This window comes from Propylenella binzhouense (genome assembly GCF_009866965.1).
GTDB classification, from domain to species: Bacteria; Pseudomonadota; Alphaproteobacteria; order Rhizobiales; family Afifellaceae; genus Propylenella; species Propylenella binzhouense.
The window spans coordinates 1-23,403 of the sequence record NZ_SPKJ01000068.1 but is presented as its reverse complement, the minus strand read 5'-3'; the positions used below and the strand labels follow the sequence as shown (position 1 = coordinate 23,403).

General features: G+C 70.3%; 23 protein-coding genes and 1 pseudogene. 14 read left to right on the top strand and 10 right to left on the bottom strand.

The genetic code is table 11. The annotated features are described in order from the left end of the window. A partial coding sequence (locus E4O86_RS16555; protein ID WP_161141662.1) for a DinB/UmuC family translesion DNA polymerase occupies window positions 1–1,115 on the top strand: 1,115 nt, incomplete at its 5' end. Between the two features lie 14 nt (window positions 1,116–1,129). Here E4O86_RS16555 and thpR read toward each other — a convergent pair. Then, a complete protein-coding gene (gene thpR, locus E4O86_RS16550) occupies window positions 1,130–1,666 on the bottom strand; it encodes an RNA 2',3'-cyclic phosphodiesterase (RefSeq protein WP_161141661.1) in 537 nt (178 codons plus the stop codon). A gap of 414 nt (window positions 1,667–2,080) precedes the next feature. On the opposite strand from thpR, the gene E4O86_RS16545 reads away from it, so the two are divergent. Further along, the gene (locus E4O86_RS16545; RefSeq protein WP_161141665.1) at window positions 2,081–2,389 is read left to right on the top strand and encodes a DUF2794 domain-containing protein; all 309 of its coding nucleotides are present in this window, start codon (window positions 2,081–2,083) and stop codon (window positions 2,387–2,389) included. 65 nt (window positions 2,390–2,454) lie between these two features. On the opposite strand, the gene E4O86_RS16540 is transcribed toward E4O86_RS16545, so the two are convergent. The 3 genes from E4O86_RS16540 to E4O86_RS16530 all read right to left on the bottom strand — a co-directional run bounded on the left by E4O86_RS16540 (window position 2,455) and on the right by E4O86_RS16530 (window position 6,572). Next, entirely contained in the window at window positions 2,455–3,195 is a 741-nt protein-coding gene (locus E4O86_RS16540) for a Bax inhibitor-1/YccA family protein (protein WP_161141660.1), read from the bottom strand. A 117-nt stretch (window positions 3,196–3,312) separates the two neighbouring features. Next, window positions 3,313–5,862, bottom strand: a complete 2,550-nt coding sequence (locus E4O86_RS16535; protein ID WP_161141659.1) for an ABC transporter permease — start codon at window positions 5,860–5,862, stop codon at window positions 3,313–3,315. Further along, the gene (locus E4O86_RS16530) at window positions 5,859–6,572 is read right to left on the bottom strand and encodes an ABC transporter ATP-binding protein (protein ID WP_343039181.1); all 714 of its coding nucleotides are present in this window, start codon (window positions 6,570–6,572) and stop codon (window positions 5,859–5,861) included. The genes E4O86_RS16535 and E4O86_RS16530 overlap by 4 nt, the downstream gene beginning before the upstream one ends. Window positions 6,573–6,622: 50 nt before the next feature. Here E4O86_RS16530 and E4O86_RS16525 point away from each other — a divergent pair, with 50 nt between their 5' ends. Continuing rightward, window positions 6,623–7,270: an arylesterase gene (locus tag E4O86_RS16525; RefSeq protein ID WP_161141658.1), complete on the top strand. Its 648-nt coding sequence runs from the start codon at window positions 6,623–6,625 to the stop codon at window positions 7,268–7,270. A 26-nt stretch (window positions 7,271–7,296) separates the two neighbouring features. On the opposite strand, the gene E4O86_RS16520 is transcribed toward E4O86_RS16525, so the two are convergent. Together E4O86_RS16520 and acnA are read right to left on the bottom strand one after the other, a co-directional pair. Next, window positions 7,297–8,028 carry a DUF1223 domain-containing protein gene (locus tag E4O86_RS16520; RefSeq protein WP_161141657.1) on the bottom strand — a complete coding sequence of 244 codons (732 nt, stop codon included), beginning with the start codon at window positions 8,026–8,028 and terminating at the stop codon, window positions 7,297–7,299. A 120-nt stretch (window positions 8,029–8,148) separates the two neighbouring features. Further along, window positions 8,149–10,851, bottom strand: coding sequence for an aconitate hydratase AcnA (acnA, locus tag E4O86_RS16515; RefSeq protein ID WP_161141656.1), 2,703 nt, complete (start codon window positions 10,849–10,851; stop codon window positions 8,149–8,151). A 188-nt stretch (window positions 10,852–11,039) separates the two neighbouring features. Between acnA and ccmA the strand changes: the two genes are divergently transcribed. The 6 genes from ccmA to E4O86_RS16485 all read left to right on the top strand — a co-directional run bounded on the left by ccmA (window position 11,040) and on the right by E4O86_RS16485 (window position 14,675). Further along, the gene (gene ccmA / locus E4O86_RS16510; RefSeq protein ID WP_343039180.1) at window positions 11,040–11,711 is read left to right on the top strand and encodes a heme ABC exporter ATP-binding protein CcmA; all 672 of its coding nucleotides are present in this window, start codon (window positions 11,040–11,042) and stop codon (window positions 11,709–11,711) included. Continuing rightward, a complete protein-coding gene (gene ccmB, locus E4O86_RS16505) occupies window positions 11,708–12,376 on the top strand; it encodes a heme exporter protein CcmB (RefSeq protein WP_161141655.1) in 669 nt (222 codons plus the stop codon). Before ccmA ends, ccmB begins: the two co-directional genes overlap by 4 nt. Before the next feature lie 56 nt (window positions 12,377–12,432). After that, window positions 12,433–13,203 carry a heme ABC transporter permease gene (locus tag E4O86_RS16500; protein WP_161141654.1) on the top strand — a complete coding sequence of 257 codons (771 nt, stop codon included), beginning with the start codon at window positions 12,433–12,435 and terminating at the stop codon, window positions 13,201–13,203. Then, complete coding sequence (gene ccmD, locus E4O86_RS16495) at window positions 13,200–13,361, top strand: heme exporter protein CcmD (RefSeq protein ID WP_161141653.1); 162 nt, start codon at window positions 13,200–13,202, stop codon at window positions 13,359–13,361. Before E4O86_RS16500 ends, ccmD begins: the two co-directional genes overlap by 4 nt. Then, window positions 13,358–13,951 carry a DsbE family thiol:disulfide interchange protein gene (locus E4O86_RS16490; RefSeq protein ID WP_161141652.1) on the top strand — a complete coding sequence of 198 codons (594 nt, stop codon included), beginning with the start codon at window positions 13,358–13,360 and terminating at the stop codon, window positions 13,949–13,951. The genes ccmD and E4O86_RS16490 overlap by 4 nt, the downstream gene beginning before the upstream one ends. Before the next feature lie 67 nt (window positions 13,952–14,018). Continuing rightward, window positions 14,019–14,675 carry a hypothetical protein gene (locus E4O86_RS16485; RefSeq protein ID WP_161141651.1) on the top strand — a complete coding sequence of 219 codons (657 nt, stop codon included), beginning with the start codon at window positions 14,019–14,021 and terminating at the stop codon, window positions 14,673–14,675. Here E4O86_RS16485 and E4O86_RS16480 read toward each other — a convergent pair. The 4 genes from E4O86_RS16480 to dapF are packed head-to-tail and all read right to left on the bottom strand — an operon-like array spanning window position 14,644 to window position 18,618. Next, window positions 14,644–15,234 carry a septation protein A gene (locus E4O86_RS16480; protein WP_161141650.1) on the bottom strand — a complete coding sequence of 197 codons (591 nt, stop codon included), beginning with the start codon at window positions 15,232–15,234 and terminating at the stop codon, window positions 14,644–14,646. The two genes, E4O86_RS16485 and E4O86_RS16480, sit on opposite strands and share 32 nt — an antisense overlap. Continuing rightward, window positions 15,231–16,469 (bottom strand): signal recognition particle-docking protein FtsY, encoded by a 1,239-nt coding sequence (gene ftsY, locus E4O86_RS16475; protein ID WP_161141649.1) that lies wholly within the window; start codon window positions 16,467–16,469, stop codon window positions 15,231–15,233. Before ftsY ends, E4O86_RS16480 begins: the two co-directional genes overlap by 4 nt. Further along, on the bottom strand, window positions 16,469–17,734 hold the full coding sequence (gene mtaB / locus E4O86_RS16470; RefSeq protein ID WP_161141648.1) for a tRNA (N(6)-L-threonylcarbamoyladenosine(37)-C(2))-methylthiotransferase MtaB: 1,266 nt from the start codon (window positions 17,732–17,734) through the stop codon (window positions 16,469–16,471). Before mtaB ends, ftsY begins: the two co-directional genes overlap by 1 nt. Further along, window positions 17,731–18,618 carry a diaminopimelate epimerase gene (gene dapF, locus E4O86_RS16465; RefSeq protein WP_161141647.1) on the bottom strand — a complete coding sequence of 296 codons (888 nt, stop codon included), beginning with the start codon at window positions 18,616–18,618 and terminating at the stop codon, window positions 17,731–17,733. The genes mtaB and dapF overlap by 4 nt, the downstream gene beginning before the upstream one ends. 163 nt (window positions 18,619–18,781) lie before the next feature. On the opposite strand from dapF, the gene E4O86_RS16460 reads away from it, so the two are divergent. The 5 genes and pseudogenes from E4O86_RS16460 to E4O86_RS16440 all read left to right on the top strand — a co-directional run. Further along, window positions 18,782–19,996: a YihY/virulence factor BrkB family protein gene (locus tag E4O86_RS16460; RefSeq protein ID WP_343039179.1), complete on the top strand. Its 1,215-nt coding sequence runs from the start codon at window positions 18,782–18,784 to the stop codon at window positions 19,994–19,996. 584 nt (window positions 19,997–20,580) lie between these two features. Continuing rightward, the gene (gene ffh / locus E4O86_RS16455; protein ID WP_161141645.1) at window positions 20,581–22,107 is read left to right on the top strand and encodes a signal recognition particle protein; all 1,527 of its coding nucleotides are present in this window, start codon (window positions 20,581–20,583) and stop codon (window positions 22,105–22,107) included. A gap of 136 nt (window positions 22,108–22,243) precedes the next feature. Next, window positions 22,244–22,612: a 30S ribosomal protein S16 gene (gene rpsP / locus E4O86_RS16450; RefSeq protein WP_161141644.1), complete on the top strand. Its 369-nt coding sequence runs from the start codon at window positions 22,244–22,246 to the stop codon at window positions 22,610–22,612. A 24-nt stretch (window positions 22,613–22,636) separates the two neighbouring features. Continuing rightward, window positions 22,637–23,173 carry a ribosome maturation factor RimM gene (gene rimM, locus E4O86_RS16445; protein ID WP_161141643.1) on the top strand — a complete coding sequence of 179 codons (537 nt, stop codon included), beginning with the start codon at window positions 22,637–22,639 and terminating at the stop codon, window positions 23,171–23,173. Further along, window positions 23,170–23,403, top strand: a pseudogene (locus E4O86_RS16440) (tRNA (guanosine(37)-N1)-methyltransferase TrmD); the annotation flags it as partial. The gene rimM and the pseudogene E4O86_RS16440, both read left to right, overlap by 4 nt.

Here is a 23,403-nt window from a genome sequence, read left to right as displayed (position 1 = left end):
TCGCTTCGACCGCAGGGGCGGCCTGGGCCGCGGCGCGCTTCTCGGGACCGGCCGTCCTCGCGCCCGGCGGGGAGGCTGCGGCGCTCGCCGGCATGCCGGTCGCGGCGCTCCGGATCACGGAGGAGCAGCGCATGCTCCTCGACCGGCTCGGCCTGAAGCGCATCGGCCAAGTCGCCGGCCAGCCGCGCGCGCCGCTCGCCGCCCGCTTCGGCGCAAGCCTCCTGCGCCGTCTCGACCAGGCGCTCGGCGCGGAAGACGAGGTGCTCTCGCCGCGCCTTCCGCCCCCCGTCCTCTCCGTCGAGCGCCGCTTCGCAGAACCGGTCGTGGAGGGGAGCTTCGTCCGGACGATCGTTCGCATGCTGGCGGATTCGCTCGCGTCGGCGCTCGAGGAGCGCGGCCTCGGCGCGCGTGCGCTGCAGTTCATGCTGTTCCGGGTCGACGGCGGCATCGTCCGGGTCTCCCTCGGCACGGCCAACCCGCTGAGGGCGCCGGACCGGATCGAGGCCCTGTTCGCCGAACGGCTGGCCGCGCTCGGGGAGGCCATCGATCCGGGCTTCGGCTTCGACCTCGCCCGCCTCTCGGTCGAGCGGGCGGAGGCGCTCGGGCCGTCGCAGATCGATCTCGGCGGGACCGCGGAGGCCTCGGCGGAGATCGAACAGCTCGTCGACCGGCTCGGGGCGCGGCTGGGGGCAAGGCGGGTGGCGCGGCTTCTGCCTGTCGAATCGCACATTCCCGAGCGGGCCGTCGCGGTGCGTCCCTTTGCGGAAGACGGCGCACGGGCGGACTGGCCAGCGGATGCACCGGATCCGGACGAGCCGACGGACCGGCCGCTCCGGCTCCTGTCGCGGCCCGAGCCGGTGGAGGTCCTGGCCGAGGTGCCCGAAGGTCCGCCGCTCCGTTTCCGCTGGCGCCGCGTGATCCACGACGTCGCGCGGGCCGAAGGGCCGGAACGGATCGCGCCGGAATGGTGGCGGGTCGAAGACGAGGGCGCCTTCACCCGCGACTATTTCCGGGTCGAGGATGCCGCGGGCCGGCGTTTCTGGATCTTCCGCAGCGGCCTTTACGGCTTCGAGACGAACGCTCCGGCCTGGTATCTCCACGGCCTCTTCGCGTGAGAAAAGCCGCCGCGTCAGGCCGCGAGCGGATAGGCCTCTTCCATGATGTAGGGGCCGCCGCCCCTGGAGGCGCGCGAGGAGAGGAGGACGAAGCGCCCGACCCGGAAGGCGGGCGTCGCGAAGCCGCCGCGGAGCGCGAGATAGTTCGCCACCTCCGCCTCGCTCACATGGCGCAGGCGCGCGAGGGTCACGTGCGGGGTGAAGCGGCGGCGCTCCGGTTCGAGCCCGATCCGCTGCATCAGCCGCTCGTGCTCGGCCTGCAGTTCCTTCAAAGCGGGCGTGCCCTTCACCCCGGCCCAGAGGGCATGCGGGCTGCGCGAACCGAAGGCGCCGAGCCCGGAAAGCGCAAGCTCGAACTGCGGACGCGAGACCCGCACCAGCTCGGAGGCGATCTCGTCCGCGATCCGCTCGTCGACATCGCCGATGAAGCGCAAGGTGACGTGATAGTTCTCGGGATCGATCCAGCGCGCCCCGGGCAGTCCGCCGCGCAGGAGCGAAAGGGAGAAAACCACGTCGGCCGGCAGTTCGAGGGCGGTGAAAAGCCTGGGCATCCGAGCCTCCCGAATCGGTCGATCACCCTTGATGATAGGCCAGCATGCGCGGCCGAGAAGATGGATCCGGACGCTCCCCAAAAGAGAAGGCCGACCTTTCGGTCGGCCAGGCTGTCATTGGGGGATTGTACAAAGCACTCCGGACCGGAGGCGACGGGGCTGGGGGCAACCCGGCGCCTGCGCGACCCGGAGGTTCCGACGGTGGGCGCGGGACATGGCGTTCGAAGGGCGGAAATCGGGCGGCAATGCGGAAATTCGAAACGGTCCGCCCAAGCTTTGCGCAAAGCCATTGCCCATCACCTCCGGATCGTCCTTACTTGTCGACCACATGACAAGGAGGCGCCCCCGGTGAGCGAATCGGAAGACTGGTCTACCGTCCGGCCGCGGGCCTGGCCGCCCACGGCCTCCTCGGCGATGCCGAGATTCGTCGCCTTCACCCGCCGCGAGCTCGACGTCATCCTCAGGATCTACGGGCGGCAGGTCGCCGCCGGCGAGTGGCGGGACTACGCCATCGACCACCTGCAGGATCGGGCCGTCTTCTCCATCTTCCGACGGACCAGCGAAATGCCGATCTACCGCGTGGAGAAGGTGCCGGCATGGGCGCGCAAGCAGGGCGCCTTCCGGGTCGTGAGCGCGGCCGGCGCCATCCTGAAGCGCGGACACGACCTCGCGACGGTGCTGCGCGTGCTCGACAAGCCGCGCCTGACGCTCGTCTCCGGCTGAACCGGCAGGCAGAAACGAAACGCGGCGCCGAAGCGCCGCGTCCGATCGTCCGTCCGATGTTCCCGCTATTCGCGGTTGCCCATGAACTGCAGCAGGAACATGAAGAGGTTGATGAAGTCGAGGTAGAGCTGGAGCGCGCCCATCACCGAGGCGCGCCCGGCCGCCACCGTGTCGTTCGCCACGTAGTCGTACATGACCTTCAGCCGCTGCGTATCGTAGGCGGTGAGGCCCGCGAAGAGCAGCACGCCGATCACCGATACCGCGAACTGCAGCGCCGAGGAGGCGAGGAACAGGTTCACGAGCGAGGCGAGGATCAGGCCGATGAGGCCCATGATCAGGAACGACCCCCAGCCGGAGAGATCGCGCTGGGTGGTGTAGCCGTAGAGGCTGAGGCCGCCGAACGCCGCCGCCGTGATGAAGAAGGTCCGGGTGATGCTCGCGCCCGTGAAGACGATGAAGATCCACGAGAGCGAAATGCCCATGACCGCGGCGAAGGCGAGGAACGTCAGCCGCGCCGTGCCTGGCGACATCCGGTTCACGCCCGCCGAGAAGGCGAAGACGAACAGGAGGGGGGCGAACATGATGACCCAGCGCAGCGGGCTGCCATAGATCGCCTGGGCGATCGCGGCGTTCGTGGCTGCCAGGTAGTACGTGCCCATCGCGGCGAGGCCGGTGACGACCAGGCCCATCGCCATGTTGTTGTAGATGCCGAGCATGAAGGCGCGGAGACCCGCGTCGATGCCCTCCACCCGCGCTCCGGCCCCAGTGCGAACGGCAGTGGCGTACCGCCGATCGTATTCAGCCATTGAACTCCTCCTATGCGTAACGGCCCCATTACGGAGCGTGCGCACAATATGGCGGTTGCGACAATCAACAACAAGTGTGGCTTGCCGGCAAAGGACGCTCACGAAAGCGAGAGCAACTCAGAGGTTCCGGAGATAGGGACCGGCCTTGACGGAGAGGATCCGCCAGGTGCCGGCGAGGCCGAGACCGAGCGTGACGAGGAGCGCGAGGAGAACGGCGGAGAGGGCGACCGTCGGCATCATCGTGAAGTCCATCCGCATGATCCGGCTGACGACGTACCAGGCGCCGACCGAGCCGGCCGCGACCGCGAAGACCGCCGTCGCGAGCCCGAGCACGCCGTATTCGAGCGAGAACGCGGTGAGGAGCGTCCGGCGCGTGGCGCCGAGCGTCTTCAGGATCACGGCGTCCTGCCGGCGCTGCCGGTGGCCCGCGGCGAGCGCGCCGCCGAGGACGAGCATGGAGACGACGATCGCAAGCGAGGCCGCGACGCGGACGGCGAGCGCGAGGTCGGCGACCACCGCGTTGACGGCGTCGAGCGCGTCCCTGACCCGGATCGAGGTGATTGCCGGAAAGCGGGTGGTGACGTCCCGCAGGATGGCGTCGTCGCGCGCCGGATCACCGTTCCCGGGGAGCCGGAGCGTCGCGAGATAGGCGTGCGGCGCGCCCCGGAAGGTGTTCGGCGAGAACACCATGACGAAGTTGATCGAGAGCGATTCCCATTCCACCGACCGGGTGTTCGCGACCCTCGCCGTGACGTTCCGCCCGAGCGCGTTCACGGTGATCTCGTCGCCGACCTTTAGCCCGAGCGCATCGGCGATCTCGCTTTCGAAGGAGACGAGCGGCTCGCCCTCGTAGCCGGCCGGCCACCAGGACCCGCTGACGAGCCGCGAGTTCTCCGGAAGCGTGTCGGAATAGGTCAGGCCGCGATCGCCGCGCAGCGCCCAGCGCGCCTCCTCGGGCGGGTCGATCTCGCTCGCCGGCACGCCCTTGATCGAGACGAAGCGCCCGCGCAGCATCGGCACCATCGCGACCTTGCCCTGCGGTGCGAGCGCCGCCAGCCGCGCCTCGAAGGCATCCTTCTCCGCGTTCTGGATGTCGACGAAGAAGAAGTCGGGCGCGGTCTCGGCGATCGTGCCGGTGATCTGGTTGCGGATGTTGCCGTCGATGAGCGCGAGCGTGACGAGGAGCGTCAGTCCGAGCCCCAGCGAGAGCACGACGCTGCCGGTGAGGGCGCCGGGGCGATGGATGTTGCGGATCGCGAGGCGCAGCGTCATCGGCCCGGCCGAGCCGGAGCGGCGGGCCGCCGATATGACGGCCGCGGACACCGCCCGCAGGACGACGAAGCTCGCCACCACCCCGCCGACATAGACCGCCGCGAGATACCGGTCCGAGGAGAGGGCGACCGCGAGGGCGGCGAGGGCGGCGAAGAGCGCGGCCTGCACGATCCGGAAGCCGGCCGGCGGCCGCACGGGCGCATGCAGCGCGCGGTCGGCGAAGAGGCCCGATGCGGGAAGCTGGCGCGCGCGCCCGAGCGGCCAGAGCGAAAAGGCGACCGCCACGAGGAGCCCGTAGAGGAAAGCGAGCGCGAGTTCGCGCGGATAGATGTCCGGCGCGGCGCCGACGGGCAGGATGCCGGCGAGCGCCGCCTTCGCGACGAAGGGCAGGATCGCGCCGATCGCGAGGCCGGCGGCGATGCCGAGAAGGGCGATCAGCACGATCTGGAGCAGGTAGAGCCGGAACACCAGCCGGCGGCTGGCGCCGAGGCATTTCAGCGTCGCGATCGCCGGCCGCTTGAGGTCCACGAAGCTCGCGACCGCATTGGCGACGCCGACGCCTCCGACGACCAATGCGGTGAGGCCCACGAGCGTCAGGAACTGCGAGAAGCGGACGATGTTGCGGGACAGGCTCGGCGAGGCGTTCTCGCGCGAGCGGATGCCCCATCCGGCCTCGGGGAAGAGGCGCTTCGCCTGCTCCGCCGTCCGCGTGATGACGGCACGGTCCTCGCCGCCCGGAAGACGGACGCGATAGTGCCAGGTCACGAGGCTGCCGGGCCGCAGGAGGCTGGTCCCGCGCAGGCCGTCGATCGAGACCATCAGGCGCGGGCCGAAGCCGATCCCGGTCGACAGGAGGTCGGGTTCGGCGCGGATCGTGCCGCGGATCCGGAAGGTGCCGCCGCCGAGGGAGACGGCGTCGCCGACCGCGACGCCGAGCCGGTCGAGGAGCTCGGGCGCGGCGAGCGCGCCATAGGTGCCGTCCTTCGCGCCGAGGAGGTCGGCGGCCTCGCCCGGCGGGTCGGTCTCGAGCGTTCCGCCGTGGGGATAGGCGGAATCGACCGCCTTCAGCTCCACGAGCGCCTGGCCCTCGCCGTCCGTGCGGCGGACCATCGAGCGGAGCGTCGCGATCGTGCCGACCTCGCCGCGCTCCCTGAGGAACGCAAGCTCCTCCGCATCCGCCTCGCGCTGGATGAGGGAGAACGCGATGTCGCCGCCGAGGATGACACGGCCCTCCACGGCGATGCCGTCGGTGAGCGCCCGCGAGACCGAGTTCACGCCGGCGATCGCGCCGACGCCGAGCGCGATGCAGGCGAGGAAGACGTAGAAGCCGGCGAGCCCGCCGCGAAGCTCGCGGAGCGCGAGGCGGAGGACGAGGGGCAGGCGCGCGCCGTTCATCGGCCGGCGCCGGCGCTCCGGCGGAGCGGCTGGCCGGCGTCGCGGTCGATCCGTCCGGAGGCGATCCGCACGATGCGGTCGCAGCGCCCGGCGAGCTTCTCGTCATGGGTCACGAGCACCAGCGTGGTGCTGTGCTCGGCGGCGGTGGCGAAGACGAGGTCGGCGATCTCCGCGCCCGTCGCCGAATCGAGGTTGCCCGTCGGCTCGTCGGCGATGAGGATCGCGGGCTCGACCGCGAGCGCCCGCGCGATGGCGACGCGCTGCTGCTCGCCGCCCGACATCTGGGCGGGGTAGTGGGAAAGCCGGCCGCCGAGCCCGACCCGCTCCAGCATGTGCCGTGCACGCGCGAAGGCGTCGCTCTTGTGGGCGAGCTCGAGCGGCACCGCGACATTCTCGAGAGCGGTCATGGTCTGCATCAGGTGGAAGGCCTGGAACACGAAGCCGATCGTCTCGCCGCGGAAGGCCGCGAGCCGGTCCTCGCCGAGGCCGGCATAGTCGCAGCCCGCGACCACCACGCGGCCGCTGTCGACCCGCTCCAGCCCCGCAATCACCATCAGGAGGGTCGACTTCCCGGATCCCGACGGCCCGACGAGACCGAGCGTTTCGCCCGCACCCACGGCGAGGCTCAGATCCTGGAGAACGTGGACGCGCGCCGCGCCGCTCCCGAGCGTGAGATCGACATTTTCCAGCAGGATCGCGGGTGCACTCACGGAGGGGCCGCCTATATAGCTCGGGACCGCCCCGATATGGGTCCGCCGCAATGAAGGTCAAAGCCCGATTTCTGTGCGTTCTCGGCGCCGTCGCCGCCCTCGTTCCGGCCGGAACGGAGCGCGCGCGGGCCGAGCCGGTCGCGCTCGTCGCCCTCGGCGACAGCCTCACCGCCGGCTATGGCCTCGATCCCGGCGAGGCCTTTCCCGAGCAGCTCGAAAAGGCGCTGCGCGAGAAGGGCTACGACGTGACGGTCGCCAATGCCGGCGTGTCGGGCGACACCTCCTCGGCGGGGCTCGCGCGGCTCGAATGGTCCGTTCCGGCGGAGGCCGACGGCGTCATCGTCGAGCTCGGGGCGAACGACGCGCTCCGGGGCGTCGCCCCGGAAATCACCCGCACGGCGATCGCGGAGATCGTGCGCAAGCTCAAGGCGCGCGGCCAGGCGGTGCTGCTCGCCGGCATGCTCGCGCCGCGCAATCTCGGCGCCGACTATGCCGCCGCCTTCGATCCGATCTTTCCCGCCATCGCGAGGGAGGAGGACGTGCTCTTCTATCCCTTCTTCCTCGAAGGCGTGGCGGCGGAAACCGCCCTCAACCAGCCGGACGGCATGCATCCGACGGCCGAGGGCGTGGGCCGGATCGTGCAGAACATCCTTCCGACGGTGGAGACGCTGATCGAGAAGATCCGCGCCGGCGGATAGCCGGGCCCCCTGTCCGGGAGAGCGGGTCAGCTCGACGGCCAGTCCAGCTCGGCCGCGCCAAGGATCGCGCCCGGGCCGGCGCCGGCATCCTCCTGCACGATGACCGCGCAGCCGTCGGAGCCGCCCGACATCACCTCCTCGGCGGGGAGGCTGACCGTCACCGCCTCGCCCTTCCACATGCCGATCGTGCGGATGCTGGTCACGACGTTGCGGTACTCGATCCGCTTGCCGGCATTCTCGCCGCGCGTGATCGTGACCGTCTCCTGGTGCTTGTAGCGGACGAAGCGGACCGTAGTTCGCCGGTGCCCGGCCTCGCGGCCCCCGCCGATCCTGATCTCGATCGTGGCGTCGGGCGTTCGGCGCACGTCCACGGGGACGGGCAGGGCGGAGCCGGCGATCGCCTCCGCGATCTGGTCGCTGCGGCTTCCGACATAGGAGCGTGAGCCGTTCACGATCATCTGCGGCGTAAACACCCGCCGGTCGCCGCGCGCTTCCGCATAGGCGCGCTGCCGCTCGGTGTTCTCCTGCCGGCCGAGCGTGTCCCGCCAGCCGAGATAGTCCCAGTAGTCGACGTGATAGGCGAGCGCGAGGACGTCGTCGCGTTCGGCGAGCTCGGCGAGATATGCGTCAGCGGGCGGACAGGAGGAGCATCCCTCGCTCGTGAAGAGTTCGACGACCGCGCGCGGCCCGGCTGCCGCCACACCGGCGGAGGCCAGGAGGAGCGAGAGTGCGGCGGCGATTCGACCGGCTCGGATCATGACGAAGTAGCTAGTCGTCCCCTCGATCGCGCTCCAGTCACGATCGCTGCGGCGCGGTCACGATGGGGTGACCGCGCCGTCGGGAGGAAGGCGCACCCGATCCCGGGTGCGCCGATGGCGTCAGGCCGCCTCTTTGACGAGGTTCCTGAGCACGTAGTGCAGGATGCCGCCGTTCCGGTAATAGTCGAGCTCGTCGAGCGTATCGATCCGCACGGTGAGCGGCACCGTTTCCGCACGGCCGTCGCCGAAGACGATCCTGGCGTCGAGGATCTGCCGCGGCTTCACCTCGGCCAGCCCTTCGATCGTCACCATCTCGTCGCCCTTCATGCCGAGCGACTGCCAGCTCGTCCCTTCCTGGAAGACGAGCGGCAGCACGCCCATCCCGACCAGGTTCGAGCGGTGGATGCGCTCGAAGGACTGCGCCACGACCGCGCGTACGCCGAGGAGCCGGGTGCCCTTCGCCGCCCAGTCGCGCGAGGAGCCGGTGCCGTATTCCCGCCCGGCGAAGATGACGAGCGGCACGTTCTCCGCCTGGTACTTCATCGCCGCGTCGTAGATCGGCATCCGCTCGCCGGACGGATAGTGGACCGTGTAGCCGCCTTCGATGCCCTGCAGCATCTGGTTGCGGATGCGGATGTTGGCGAAGGTGCCGCGCATCATCACCTGATGGTTGCCGCGGCGCGAGCCGTAGGAATTGAAGTCGACCGGCCGGACCTGGTGCGAGATCAGGTAGTCGCCCGCCGGGCTGTCGCGCTTGATCGAGCCGGCCGGCGAGATGTGGTCGGTCGTGATCGAATCGAGCAGGAGGGCGAGCACGCGGGCATCGTGCACGTCGGTGATCGGCTCCGGCGTCTCCGTCATGCCCTCGAAGTAGGGCGGGTTCTGCACGTAGGTGGAGGAATCCGACCACTTGTAGGTGAGCCCGCCCTCGACCTTGATGCCGCGCCAGTGCTCATCGCCCTTGAAGACGTCGCCGTAGCGCGTGCGGAACAGGTCCTCCCCGATGACCTGGCGCATGATCGCGGCGATCTCCGCGGCCGACGGCCAGATGTCCCTGAGATAGACGTCGTTGCCTTCCTTGTCCTTGCCGAGCGGCTCGCGCGTGATGTCCCTGGTCAGCGTGCCGGCAATGGCATAGGCGACGACGAGAGGCGGCGAGGCGAGATAGTTCGCCCGCACGTCCGGATTGACGCGGCCCTCGAAGTTGCGGTTTCCCGAGAGCACCGCGCAGGCGACGAGATCGTTGTCGTTGATGGCCTCGGAGATCGGCTCCGGCAGCGGCCCGGAATTGCCGATGCAGGTGGTGCAGCCGTAGCCGACGAGGTTGAAGCCCATCGCGTCGAGATGGTCCTGCAGGCCGGACTTCTCGAGATAGTCGGTCACCACCTGCGAACCGGGCGCGAGCGACGTCTTCACCCACGGCTTCACGGTGAGACCCTTTTCGTGCGCCTTCCGCGCGAGGAGGCCGGCGCCGATCAGCACGCTCGGGTTCGAGGTGTTGGTGCAGGAAGTGATCGCCGCGATGACGACGTGGCCGTCGCCGATCTCGTAGTTCGCGCCGGAGACCGGGACCGCCTTCAGGGAGCCTGCGTCGGGGCCGCGGATGTCGCCCACCGCCTTGACGAAGGCCGGCGCGGCATCGGAGAGCGCGACGCGGTCCTGCGGGCGCTTCGGCCCGGCGAGCGAGGGCACGACGGTGGAGAGGTCGAGCTCCAGCGTGTCGGTGAAGTAGGGGTCGGGCGTGTCGTTGGCGCGCCACATGCCCTGGGCCTTGGCATAGGCCTCGACGAGCGCCACGCGGTCGGCGTCGCGACCGGTCGATCTCAGATAGTTGATCGTGTCGTTGTCGATCGGGAAGAACCCGCAGGTCGCGCCGTATTCCGGCGCCATGTTGCCGATCGTCGCCTGGTCCTCGAGGCTGAGGTTCGAGAGGCCGGGGCCGAAGAACTCGACGAACTTGCCGACGACGCCCTTCTTGCGGAGCATCTGCGTGACGGTCAGCACGAGGTCGGTCGCGGTCGTCCCCTCCGGCAGCCTGCCGTCGAGCCGGAAGCCGATCACCTCCGGGATGAGCATCGAGATCGGCTGACCGAGCATGGCCGCCTCCGCCTCGATGCCGCCGACGCCCCAGCCGAGCACCGACAGGCCGTTCACCATGGTGGTATGGGAATCGGTGCCGACGAGCGTGTCGGGATAGGCGTAGGTGATCGCCTGGCCGTCCTCGCGCACGTCGCGGGTCCAGATCGTCTGCGCGAGATATTCGAGGTTCACCTGATGGCAGATGCCGGTGCCCGGCGGCACGACACGGAAATTGTCGAACGCCTCCTGGCCCCAGCGCAGGAAGACGTAGCGCTCGCCGTTGCGCTCGTATTCGAGATCGACGTTCTTCTTGAACGCGCCCTCGCTGGCGAAGTAGTCGACCATCACCGAGTGGTCGATGACGAGGTCGACCGGCACCTGCGGATTGATCCGGCGCGGATCGCCGCCGAGACTGGCGGTGGCGTCGCGCATCGCGGCGAGGTCCACGACCGCGGGAACGCCGGTGAAGTCCTGCATCAGGACACGGGCCGGGCGGTAGGCGATTTCGCGATCGGAGGAGCGCGTTTCGAGCCACGAGGCGACGGCGCGGATGTCGTCGGCCGTGACCGTGCGGCCGTCCTCGAAGCGCAGCAGGTTCTCGAGCAGCACCTTCAGCGAGAACGGCAGGCGGGAGATGCCGGCGAGACCGTTCTTCTCGGCTTCCGGCAGCGACATGTAGTGATAGGTCTTGCCGCCCACTTCGAGCGTGCGGCGCGCGTTGAAGGTGTCTAGGGGTTTGCTCACGATTGGCTCCTCGGGCACGCTCTGCCGCGTCCGCCACCAGCCTTCGTCAAGGCAGGCATGCGCCTCCGCGCGGTCGAGATCGTTGGCTGTTGCCCGGCGGGAAGGAGCGCCTACCCTTCGCCGGTTGCCGGGCTTATAGGGGATTTTGTAAGCGGAAGCCAGACCGCCGACGCCCGGAAGGCTTCTTCTTGCCCGATCTCGCCCCGCCCTCGCCGATGCGCTCACCGGACGCCCTTCTGCGGGGGCCGCTTCCGGCGATGACCACCCTCGGCGAGCATCTCGTCTGCGAACGGGGCGGCCGGACCGTCTTCACCGATGTCAGCTTCAGCGTGGGGCCGGGCGAGATCCTGGCGCTGCGAGGGCCGAACGGGTCCGGGAAGTCGAGCCTCCTCAGGCTCGTCGCTGGCCTCCTGCCGCCCGCGTCCGGGCGGCTCAGCTTCGCCGGTGCGCCGGAGGAGGGCGGGCGGCTCCATTATTTCGGCCATGCCGACGCGCTCAAGCCGGCCCTGACGCTCCGCGAGACGCTCGGCTTCTGGCGCGCGATCTTCGGCGGCGGTGCCGGGGAGGCGGCGGAGTTCGAGGCGGCGGCGCGGGTCGGCATCGAGCATGCGCTCGACCTGCCGGTGGGCGTGCTCTCGGCCGGCCAGCGCCGCCGGGCCGGCCTTGCGCGCCTGCTTCTCGCGGCGCGCCCGCTCTGGCTCCTCGACGAGCCGACCTCCGCGCTCGACAGGCAGGGCGAGGCGCTCGTCGGGGCGATGATCGCCGGGCACGTCGCCGCGGGCGGCGCGGTGATCGCCGCGACGCATCTGGAGCTGCCGGTGGCGGCGACCCGCTCGCTCACGCTCGGGGAAAGCGCGTGAGCGGCTTTTTCGCCATCGTCCGCCAGACGCTCAGCCTCAGCCTGCGCGCCGGCGGCGGCGCCATCGTCGGCCTCGTCTTCTTCCTGGCGGTCGTGACCGTCATCCCGTTCGGCGTCGGGCCCGATCTCAATCTTCTCGGCCGGATCGGGCCAGCGATCCTCTGGATCGGCGCGCTGCTCGCCTCCCTGCTCGGCCTCGAGCGGCTCTTCGCCGCCGACCGCGAGGACGGCACGCTCGACCTCTTCATCGTCTCGGGCGAGCCGCTCGTGCTTTTCGTCCTCGCCCGGACCATCGGACACTGGCTCGCGACCGGGCTTCCCGTCGTCGTCGCGGCACCCGTGCTGGGCCTCCTTCTCGATGTCGAGCCGCTCGCGCTCGGCGCGGTCACGCTCACGCTCCTCGTCGGCTCGCCGGCGCTCACCCTCATCGGCTCGGTCGGGGCCGCGCTCACCGCAGGGCTCGCGCGCGGCGGCACCATGATCGCGGTGCTCGTCCTGCCGCTCGCGGTTCCCGTGCTGATCTTCGGCGTTTCTGCCACCAACGGCGCGATCGCCGACCCGGAACCCTTCACGGCGCCCTTCCTGCTCCTTGCGGCGGGCACGCTCATGGCAGCGGCGCTCGCCCCGGCGACGGCCGCCTTCGCGCTGAAGCTCGGGCTCGAATGAGACGGGCGGCGCGACCCGCATTGCCGCGCCCGGCTCGCCTCGCTATCTGAGGCGCCATGTGGAGCTTGACGCAGCTGGCAAACCCGACCCGGTTCCTGGGCCTCTCGGGGCGCGTGCTGCCCTGGGTCGCCGGTGCGAGCGCGCTCTGCCTCGCGGCGGGCCTCTACCTTTCGCTCTTCGCCTCGCCGGCCGACTACCAGCAGGGCGACAGCGTGCGCATCATGTACATCCACGTGCCGGCGGCCTGGCTGGCGATGTTCTGCTACACGCTGATGGCGGTCTCGGCGGTCGGGACCCTGGTCTGGCGCCACCCGCTCGCCGACGTCTCGGCCAAGGCGGCCGCGCCGATCGGCGCCGCCTTCACGTTCATGGCGCTCGTCACGGGGTCGCTCTGGGGCAAGCCGACCTGGGGCACCTGGTGGGTGTGGGACGCGCGCCTCACCTCCGTGCTCGTGCTCCTCATCATGTATCTCGGCCTGATCGCGCTCTGGCGCGCCTTCGAGGAGCCGGCGCGGGCGGGGCGAATCGTCGCGGTCCTGATCCTGGTCGGCTTCGTGAACATACCGATCATCAAGTTCTCGGTGGACTGGTGGAACACGCTGCACCAGCCGGCAAGCGTGCTGCGCATGGGCGGGCCGAGCATCGATCCGAGCATGCTCCTGCCGCTTCTGGTGATGGCGGTCGGGTTCACGCTCCTCTTCGTCGCGCTCCATCTTGCCGCGATGCGGGCCGAGATCTTCCGCCGGCGCCTGCGCACCGCCCAGCTCGTGGCGGCGCATCGCCGCCCGGTCGGAGCGGCCGCCGCGGCCGCCCAGGGCGGGCTGTGAACCATCTCGGCTACATCGTGGCGGCCTATGCGGTCGCCGCCGCCGTGGTCGCCGGCCTGGTCGCCTGGGTCGTCGCCGACAACCGCACGCAGAAGCGCCGGCTCGACCGGCTCGAGGCGGAGCGGCGCGGCCGAACCGCCGAAAGGACCAATCCGTGACCGAGACCACGCCCGAGGCCGTGCCGGAGAAGCCCGGCCGCTTCCGCAGCCTGTGGGTGCTGCTGCCGCTTCTCGGCTTCCTCGCGCTCGCGCTTCTCTTCTACATGCGGCTCGGGGAGGGCGATCCCTCGCGCATCCCCTCGGCGCTCATCAACAAGCCGGTCCCGGACTTTTCGCTGCCGCCGATCGAAAGCGGCGAGGGCCTCAGCGGCGAGATGCTGCAGTCCGGCGTCTTCCTGGTGAACATCTGGGCTTCCTGGTGCGCGCCCTGCCGGGCGGAGCACCCGCTTCTCGTCGAGCTCGCCAAGGACGCACGCTTCAAGGTCGTCGGCATCAACTACAAGGACCTGCCCGAGAACGCGCAGCGCTTCCTCGGCGCCCTCGGCAATCCCTATGAGCTCGTGGGCGCCGACCGCGACGGCCGCGCAGCGATCGACTGGGGTGTCTACGGCGTGCCCGAGACGTTCATCGTCAGGGACGGCATCATCGTCCACAAGTTCATCGGTCCGCTCTCGCGGGAGACGGTCGCCACCGATCTCGTGCCGGCGCTGGAGCGCGCGCTCGGCGCGGAGCAGCCTGCGCCGCGTTAACGCTTCGCACACCTTACCCCGTTCGCTACCGTGGCAGCCCCGCCGCCGGCGCCCAAAATGAGCGGGCATGGATGACGAAAGGCGGCCCGGTTCGGAGGGCGGGGAGGCGCGCGGCTTCGGCAGGCGCGGAGGGGGCGAGGTCTGGACCCGGCTCAGGGGCCATGTCGTGCTCTATGCCTCCTTCGCGCGGACGGTGCTCTGCACGGCGGTGCTTCTCGCAATCGCCGTCCTGCTCTTCCTCGACATCCTGGCGATCATCCGGAGCCCGCACGGCGCGCAGCTCTGGACGATGCCGTCGGGGCTCGAGCCGGCCTTCGCCTCCGCGCCCCTTCTCGCACAGCTTCTTCTCGCCGGCAGCGTTCTCTTCCTGGCGCTGGTGCTCGCCTGGCGGGTCAGCGCTCTCGGCTTCTCCCAGGAGCCGCTGGTGGCCGGCGACCAGACCAAGCTCCTGCTGCGCTCGTGGCGCGGCACCCTGCGGGTCGCCTGGAGCGAGGTCACCGCCATCCGCGGGGGCTTCGCGACCGTGAAGGTCGACGTGCAGGAGCAGCCGCACGGGCTCGGGGCCGGCCGCCGGGCGCCGAGCAAGGTCACGCTCGTCATTCCGGCATTCTTCGTCGAGGGCGGGAGCGGCACGGTGCTCGAGGAACTCCTGCGCGCCCGGCAGATCGCCGACCGGCCCGCGCCGCGCCAGGTCAGGACCGCTCTTCGAGAGCGTGCCGGCTGATCAGCGGCATCTGCGTCAGGGTGAAGGCGACCGTGAGCGGCATGATGCCGAACACCTTGAAGGTGACCCAGGCATCGGTCGAGAAGTTGCGCCAGACGATCTCGTTGAGGACGGCGAGCACGAAGAAGAAGATGCCCCAGCGCAGCGTCAGCTTGCGCCAGCCCGCATCGTCGAGCCGGAAGACGGAATCGAGGACGTAGCCGAGGAGCGGCCGATCGAAGGCGAGCCCGCCGAGCAGGATCGCGCCGAACAGGCTGTTCACGATCGTCGGCTTCATCTTGATGAAGACGTCGTCCTGGAGGAGCAGCGTCAGCCCGCCGAACACGAGCACGACGATGCCGGTGACGACCGGCATGATCGCAAGCTTGCGCGTGAGCCACCAGGACGCGCCGAGCGCGACGAGGGTCGCGACCATGAAGAGGCCGGTGGCGACGTAGATGTTCGCGCGCGCGTTCGCGAAGAAGAACACGATCAGCGGGCCGAGCTCGAGGGCGAGCTTCAGGAACGGGTTGAGGGCGACGTGGCGCGGATCGTTCGGCTTGTCTTCGAATGCGTTCATCGATCGAGCCCCGCTATGGCGCGCGCGAATTCGGTGGCCGAGAAGGGCTGGAGGTCGTCGACCTGCTCGCCGACGCCGATGAAATGGACGGGCAGGCCGAACTTCGCCGCGATGGCGACCAGGATGCCGCCGCGCGCAGTGCCGTCGAGCTTGGTCATGACGAGCCCGGTCACGCCGGCCTGGTCGCGGAACACTTCCACCTGAGACATCGCGTTCTGTCCCGTCGTCGCGTCGAGCGTGAGGAGCACGGCGTGCGGTGCCTCCGGATCGTGCTTGCGGATGACGCGGATGACCTTGGCGAGCTCGCCCATCAGCTCGGCCTTGTTCTGGAGCCGGCCGGCCGTGTCGATGATCAGGAGGTCCTCGCCCGCCTTCTTCGCCTCGACCATCGCGTCGAAGGCGAGGCCGGCGGCGTCCGCGCCCGTCGCGCGCGCCACGACGGGGCTGCCGGTCCGCTCGCCCCAGATCTTCAGCTGCTCGATCGCCGCGGCGCGAAACGTATCGCCGGCGGCCAGCATCACCGTGCGGCCCTCGGCGCGGTAGCGGGCCGCGAGCTTGCCGATGGTCGTGGTCTTGCCGGAGCCGTTCACGCCCACCATCAGGATCACGAAGGGCTTCTTCGAGGCGTCGATCGGAAGCGGCCTGGCGACCGGGTCGAGCGCCTTGGCGACCTCGTCGGCGAGAACGGTGCGGACCTCCTGGTCCGTCACCTGCCGCTCGAAGCGGTCCCGCCTGAGCGCGTCGGTGATCTTCGTCGCGGTGGCAAGGCCGAGATCGGCCTGGATCAGGATGTCCTCGAACTCCTCGAGCGTCGCCTCGTCGAGCCTGCGCCGGGTGAAGACGCCGGTGATGCCGGAGGTGAGGCTCTGCGAGGAGCGCGAAAGGCCGGACCTCAGCCGCTGGAACCAGCTCTGCCGGGCTGGCCCGGAGGCTTCGGCGCCGGCTTCCGCCGGCACGGCTTCCGGGGGCGAGGGCGGCGGCGTGACGACGGTCTCCGTCGGCAGCTGCTCGGTCGCGGCAGGCGAGGCGGGCGGCGGGCCCTTCTCCCCGAGCGCCGCCGGCACCGCCGGCTCCGCCGCGCGTTCCGTGCCGACGGGCGGGGGAGGTGCTGCATTCTCCTCCGGCCGCCCGGCCTCCGGTGCCGCCGGCCCGTGCGCCGGCGCCTCCGGCTCCGGCTCCGGAGCCCCGGCATCGAACAGCCTGGCGAAGAAGCCCTTCTTCCTCGGCTCGGCCATCAGGCTGCCTCCCGGACGGCTTCGCCGACGAGTTCGTGCCCGGAAATCCCCGTGATCCGGACGCTTGCCACCGCGCCCGGCGCGCCTTCCGTCCGCACCGGCACGAAATGCTCGCTGCGCCCGAGATCCGGCCGCTCCATCAGCACCCGCCGGACCTTGCCGATCTCCGAGGAGAGCCGGCGGCCGAGCGCCGCATCGCCCGCATCGCGGAGCCGCTTCGCGCGTTCGCGCACCGTCGCGCGCTCGACCTGGGGCATGCGGGCCGCGGGCGTGCCCTTCCGCGGCGAGAAGGGGAAGACATGCAGGAAGGCGAGCCCGCATTCCTCGACGAGGTCGAGGCTCCGGCGGAACATCGCCTCGGTCTCGGTCGGAAAGCCGGCGATGATGTCGGCGCCGAGGGCGATCTCCGGGCGGAGCCGGCGGACCTCGCCGCAGAAGCGGATGGCGTCGGCCCTGAGATGCCGGCGCTTCATGCGCTTCAGGACGAGATCGTCGCCCGCCTGCAGCGAGAGATGAAGATGCGGCATCAGCCGCTCCTCCTCCGCGAGGGCGCGGAAGAGGTCCGGGTCGGCCTCCACCGAATCGATCGAGGAGAGGCGGAGCCGCGGCAGGTCGGGAACGTGCCTCAGGATCGCGCGGACCAGCGCGCCGAGCTTCGGCGCGCCCGGCAAATCGGCGCCCCAGGAGGTGATGTCGACGCCGGTCAGCACGATTTCGCGATAGCCGCGCTCGGCAAGCCGCCGGATCTGCTCGATGACCGCGCCCGCCGGCACGGAGCGCGAATTGCCGCGGCCATAGGGGATGATGCAGAAGGTGCAGCGATGGTCGCAGCCGTTCTGCACCTGGACGAAGGCGCGCGCGCGCCCTGCCAGCCCGTCGATCAGCTGCGGCGCCGTCTCGCGCACGGCCATGATGTCGTTGACGAGGACCTTCTCCTCGCGCTCGAGCCCGAAGCTCGGGATCGCCGCATAGCCTTCGGCGCGGAGCTTCTCCTCGTTGCCGATGACGCGATCGACCTCCGGCATCGCCGCGAAGGTCGCCGGCTCGGTCTGGGCGGCGCAGCCGGTCACGATGATCGGGCGGTCGGGATGCGCGCGCCGCGCGCGGCGGATCGTCTGCCGCGCTTGGCGCACCGCTTCCGCGGTGACCGCGCAGGTGTTGACGAGCACCGCGTCGGAAAGGCCGGCCTCCGCGGCGCGGCTCCGCATCACCTCCGATTCGTACGCGTTGAGGCGGCAGCCGAACGTGATGATCTCGACGCTCATCCGGCGGTCCTTGCCGGCTCCGCATCGCGCGCGAAGGCGCCCGTCGCCGGATCGAAGCGGCCGGCAAACTCGGTCTCGACCGGGCCGGTCATCCAGACATGGTCGTCCTCCGCCCATGCGATGCGGAGGTCGCCGCCGGGCTGGGTGACGGTCGCCGCGCGCCCGGTGCGGCGCGTGCGCACGGCCGAGACCAGCGTCGCGCAGGCGGCGGTGCCGCAGGCCCGGGTCAGGCCGACGCCGCGCTCCCACGTCCGCATCGCGATCGCGTCCGGCGCGGTGACGGTGGCGAGCGAGATGTTGGCGCGCTCGGGAAAGATCGGATGGTTCTCGAGGAGCGGGCCGAAGCGCTCGAGATCGTAGGCCCAGATGTCGTCGACCCAGAAGATCGCGTGCGGATTGCCCATGCTCGCGACCGAGGGGGAATGGAGGATCGGGCTGTCGATCGGGCCGATCTGGAGCTCGATGGCGCGGGTATCGGCGAATGGCTCGGAAAGCGGGATGTCCTGCCAGCCGAATCTCGGCCGGCCCATGTCGACCGAGATCAGGCCGCCCTCCGCCCGCCGCGCGGCGAGGAGCCCGGCCCGCGTCTCGATCGTCGCCGCCGGCGCCGCGCGCTCCTCCATCAGGAGAGCCCCGACGCAGCGCGTGGCGTTGCCGCACGCCGCCACCTCGCCGCCGTCGGCATTGTCGATCCGCATGAAGGCGTCGGCGCCGGAGCGGGTCGCCTCGATCGTGATGAACTGGTCGAAGCCGATGCCGCTCCGCCGGTCGGCGAGCTTCGCGATCACGGCCGGCTCCGGACGCACGGCGCCGGCGCGGGCGTCGACGACCATGAAGTCGTTGCCGAGTCCGTTCATCTTCAGGAAGGGGATCATCGCGGGCATGGCTCTTTCCGTGCCCCGTATATGGCCGAATCCGCGCCCGCTTTCCAGAACGGCCGGCGCGCGCACCTTAAGAGCCTGTTTCCGCCCGGAACTTTCGTGCGCCCCGGCCGGTTTCCGCAATGCCGCAATGTGGCGGTCCCGAGGCGGAGCAATGGATTCCCGGATGGAACATCTCGTGCGAACCGAAGCCGACCGGGGCCGGAATGCCCGGCGCCCCGGAGACATTCCCGGGAAGGGCTGGAAGGACGTCCTCTGGCGCGTGAAGGACGAGATCTCCTCCGACCGCGTCTCGCTGATTGCGGCCGGCACGACCTTCTACCTGCTGCTCGCGCTCTTTCCCGCGCTCGCCGCCTTCGTCTCGATCTACGGCTTCGTCGCCGATCCGGTCACCATCGCCGACCACATCGCGTTCCTCGGCGGCGTGCTGCCCTCGGGAGGGATGGACCTGATCCAGAGCCAGCTGGAGCGCCTCGCCGAACAGGACACGTCCTCGCTCTCCTTCGGTTTCGTGTTCGGCCTGCTGCTCGCGCTCTGGAGCGCCAACAACGGCATCAAGACGCTCTTCGAGGCGATGAACATCGCCTATGACGAGACGGAGAAGCGGGGATTCTTCAAGCTGAACCTCATCACGCTCGGCATCACCTTCGGCGCGATCCTGGTCGGCATCCTCTTCATCACCGCGGTCGGCATTGTGCCGGCGGCCATCGCGCTCCTCGGCCTCGGCGGCATGGCGGAGACGCTGATCTCGGTGCTGCGCTGGCCGGTGCTCTTCCTGGTCGCCGCCTTCGCCATCGCCGTGCTCTACCGCATCGGCCCGAGCCGCGAGCGCGCCGAGTGGCGCTGGGTCACCTGGGGCAGCGCGCTTGCCACGATCGTCTGGATCGTCGCCTCGATCCTGTTCTCCTGGTATCTCGCGAACTTCGCCGATTACGGCGCGACCTACGGCTCGCTCGGCGCCGTCATCGGCTTCATGATGTGGACCTGGATCTCCTGCTTCATCCTGATCGCCGGCGCCGAGATCAATTCCGAGATGGAGCACCAGACCTTCCACGACACCACGACCGGCCCCGAGCGGCCGATCGGCGCGCGCGGCGCGGTGATGGCGGACACGGTCGGCAAGACCGCCGACGATCCGGAGCCCGGCAAGGGTCACGCCTATTCCGCGCGGCCCGACCGGCCGGAGGACGGCGGCGACGGCGAGGGCAGACGCGCCCCGGCGCGCGAAAGAGATGGCGCCTACGCGTCGGATGGGCGCGGCGACACTCGGCGGCCGCCGCTCTCGCTGAAGCGGCTCGCGATCGGCATTCCGGTCATGGCCGCGCTCGGCTATCTCGGCGCGCGGGCGGAGCGGCGGAGGGGCGCGAACGGGGGCGGGTAAACTGGTTGCTCTGCAGATCAGTCGTTGTCCAGACTGGTAGGATTCAGCTCTAGTTTGCGCTAGGAGCGGAAGACCGTAAGCAGCCTGCCAGCGCTAAACGTCCGCTGACAACCTTTCGGAGCTATTGCACCGCACACACACGGCCGGTCCGCCCCCAGCAAAACTGCCGTGCTCACCTTCGCAGAACGCACGATTGCACGAATTGCAGTATCTGGCCGTCAGACGAACCCGCCGAAAAATCTCGGCGCAGATGCGACAAGGCACCCATGCGTCTCCTTCAATCTTGACGCGGTCGTTCTCTGCGGGATCGAAGTCACTGATTATCACCGTATGCGTTTCCACGTTGAAGGCTCCTCTAAGCCAACCTCATCCACACGCGACCAGGAAAGTTGATATCAGATCCCCGTAGCCGTAGATACGCGCTCACGGCGCCCTTCCTTGACCCCGTCCCCTTGTTCCGGTAAGGCCTCGACCCGAAATTCCGTAGGTCCGTAACCGAGACCCGCCGACCGGTGCCGCGACGCCGGAGGCCAACACCCGCCAGCGATGCTCGCCCGCGGGTGCGCTAACGCTTTGAGGTTCGCGTGTTCGAATCGCTTTCAGACCGCCTGAGCGGCATCTTCGACAAGATCACCGGGCGCGGTGCGCTGTCGGAGGCCGACGTCAACGAGGCGCTGCGCGAGGTCCGCCGCGCCCTGCTCGAGGCCGACGTCGCCCTCGACGTGGTGAAGTCCTTTACCGACAAGGTGCGCACGCGCGCCGTCGGCGCCGAGGTGATCCGCTCGGTGAAGCCCGGCCAGATGGTCGTGAAGATCGTGCACGACCAGCTCGTCGAGATGCTCGGCGCCGAGGCCGAGCCGGTCGACCTCGCCGCGGCCGCGCCGGTGCCGATCATGATGGTCGGCCTGCAGGGCTCCGGCAAGACGACGACGACGGCGAAGCTTGCGAAGCGGCTCACCGAGCGCCAGCGCAAGAAGGTGCTGATGGCCTCGCTCGACACGCGCCGCCCGGCCGCGCAGGAGCAGCTCCGCGTGCTCGGCGAGCAGGTCGGCGTCGCGACGCTGCCGATCGTCGCCGGCCAGTCCCCGGTCGACATCGCCGGCCGCGCCATGAACGCCGCCCGGCTCGGCGGCTACGACGTGGTCATGCTCGACACGGCCGGCCGCACCCATATCGACGAGCCGCTGATGATCGAGATGCAGGAGATCAAGGCGGCGACCCGGCCGCACGAGATCCTGCTCGTGGCCGACGCGCTGACCGGCCAGGACGCCGTCAATGTCGCGCGCTCCTTCGATTCCCGCGTCGGCGTCTCCGGGATCGTGCTCACCCGCGTCGACGGCGACGGCCGCGGCGGCGCCGCGCTCTCCATGCGCGCGGTGACCGGCAAGCCGATCAAGCTCATCGGTGTCGGCGAGCGCATGGACGCGCTCGAGGACTTCCATCCCGGCCGGATCGCCGACCGCATCCTCGGCATGGGCGACATCGTCTCGCTGGTGGAGAAGGCGGCCGAGACGATCGACGCCGAGAAGGCGAAGCAGCAGGCGGCGAAGCTCAAGAAGGGCGAGTTCGATCTCGACGATCTGGCTGAGCAGTTCCGCCAGATGCAGAAGATCGGCGGCATGTCCGGCATTCTCGGCATGATGCCGGGCATCGGAAAGATGAAGAAGCAGCTCGAGGGCGCCGGCCTCGACGACCGGCTCATCAAGCGCCAGATCGCCATCATCTCCTCGATGACGCGCACGGAGCGGCAGAAGCCGGCGCTGATGAATGCGAGCCGCAAGAAGCGGGTCGCCGCCGGCTCCGGCACCGACGTGCAGGACGTCAACAAGCTGCTGAAGATGCATCGCCAGATGGCCGACCTCATGAAGAAGTTCGGCAAGCAGAAGGGCGGCCTCGGCGCGCTCTTCGGCGGCGGCCAGCCGCAGGTCGACCCGGCGATGCTCGAGCAGATCCAGAAAGGCGGGCTCGGCGGGCTCGGCGGCGGCGCCGGGGGGCTGCCCGGCGGGCTGGGCGGGCTCGGCAACCTCAATTCCATCGCCGGCGGGCTCGGCGGCCTGCCCGGCCTTGGCGGCGGCGGCCTGCCCGGCCTCGGCAAGGGCAAGAAGAGATAGCGCGGGAACGCCGGCCGGAACGAAGCGGCAGACCGCCCTCACCGCCGGGGCCGGGCCCGGGCGGGACGGCAGGGCGGACCGGCACCCGAAATCATCGGCATCAACGCAAAGACTGAAGACCGGAAGGACGGAAGAAATGGCAGTGAAGATCAGACTGGCGCGCGGCGGCTCGAAGAAGCGGCCGTTCTACCGCATCGTGGCGGCGGACGAGCGCGCGCCGCGCGACGGCCGCTTCATCGAGAAGCTCGGCACCTACAACCCGCTCCTGCCGAAGGACAGCGCCGAGCGCGTCGTCCTCGACATCGAGCGCATCCAGCATTGGCTCGGCCGCGGCGCGCAGCCGACCGACCGGGTGCTCCGGTTCCTCGCCGCCGCCGGCCTCGCGAGCCGCGCCGCCCGCAGCAACCCGCAGAAGGCCGAGCCCGGCGCCAAGGCCAAGGAACGCGCCGAGGCGCGCCGCCAGAAGGCCGAAGAGGCCGCGGCCGAAGGCGCCGCAGCCGAGTAGGGCGGCGGGCCGGGGCGCGGCGGCATGGCCGGACCCGACCGGGTCGTCATGGCCCGCATCGGTGCGCCGCACGGCGTGCGCGGCGAGGCGCGCGTGAAGAGCTTCACCGGCGATCCGGCCGCGCTCGCCGATTACGGCCCGCTCTTCGCCGCGGACGGCCGGCGGTTCGAGATCGAGCGTCTCCGCCCCGCGAAGGAGATGCTGGTCGTGAAGTTCGCCGGCATCGACCGCCGCGAGGATGTCGAGCGGCTGACCGGGACCGACCTCTATGTCGAGCGCGGCACGCTGCCGCCGCCGGAGGAGGACGAGTTCTACCACGCCGACCTGATCGGTCTCGACGCGATCGGCGCGGCGGGCGAACCGCTCGGCACCGTGGTCGCGGTCCACGATTTCGGGGCGGGCGACCTCCTCGACATCGCGCCGCCGCGCGGGCCCTCGCGGCTCGTTCCCTTCACGAAGGCGGCGGTGCCGGTCGTCGACCTCGCGGCCGGCCGGCTGGTGGTCATCCTGCCGCCGGAGACGGATGCGCGGGCGGATCCGGACGAGCGCTCCGGGCCATGAGCTTTCGCGCCACCGTCCTCACCCTCTATCCGGAGATGTTTCCCGGGCCGCTCGGCGCGAGCCTCTCCGGCAAGGCGCTCGCCGCCGGCACCTGGTCGCTCGAGGCACGGAACATCCGCGAGCACGGGCTCGGCGCGCACCGAGCCGTCGACGACACGCCGGCGGGCGGCGGCGCCGGCATGGTGCTCCGCGCCGACGTGCTCGCCGCCGCCATCGACGCGGCGCTCGCG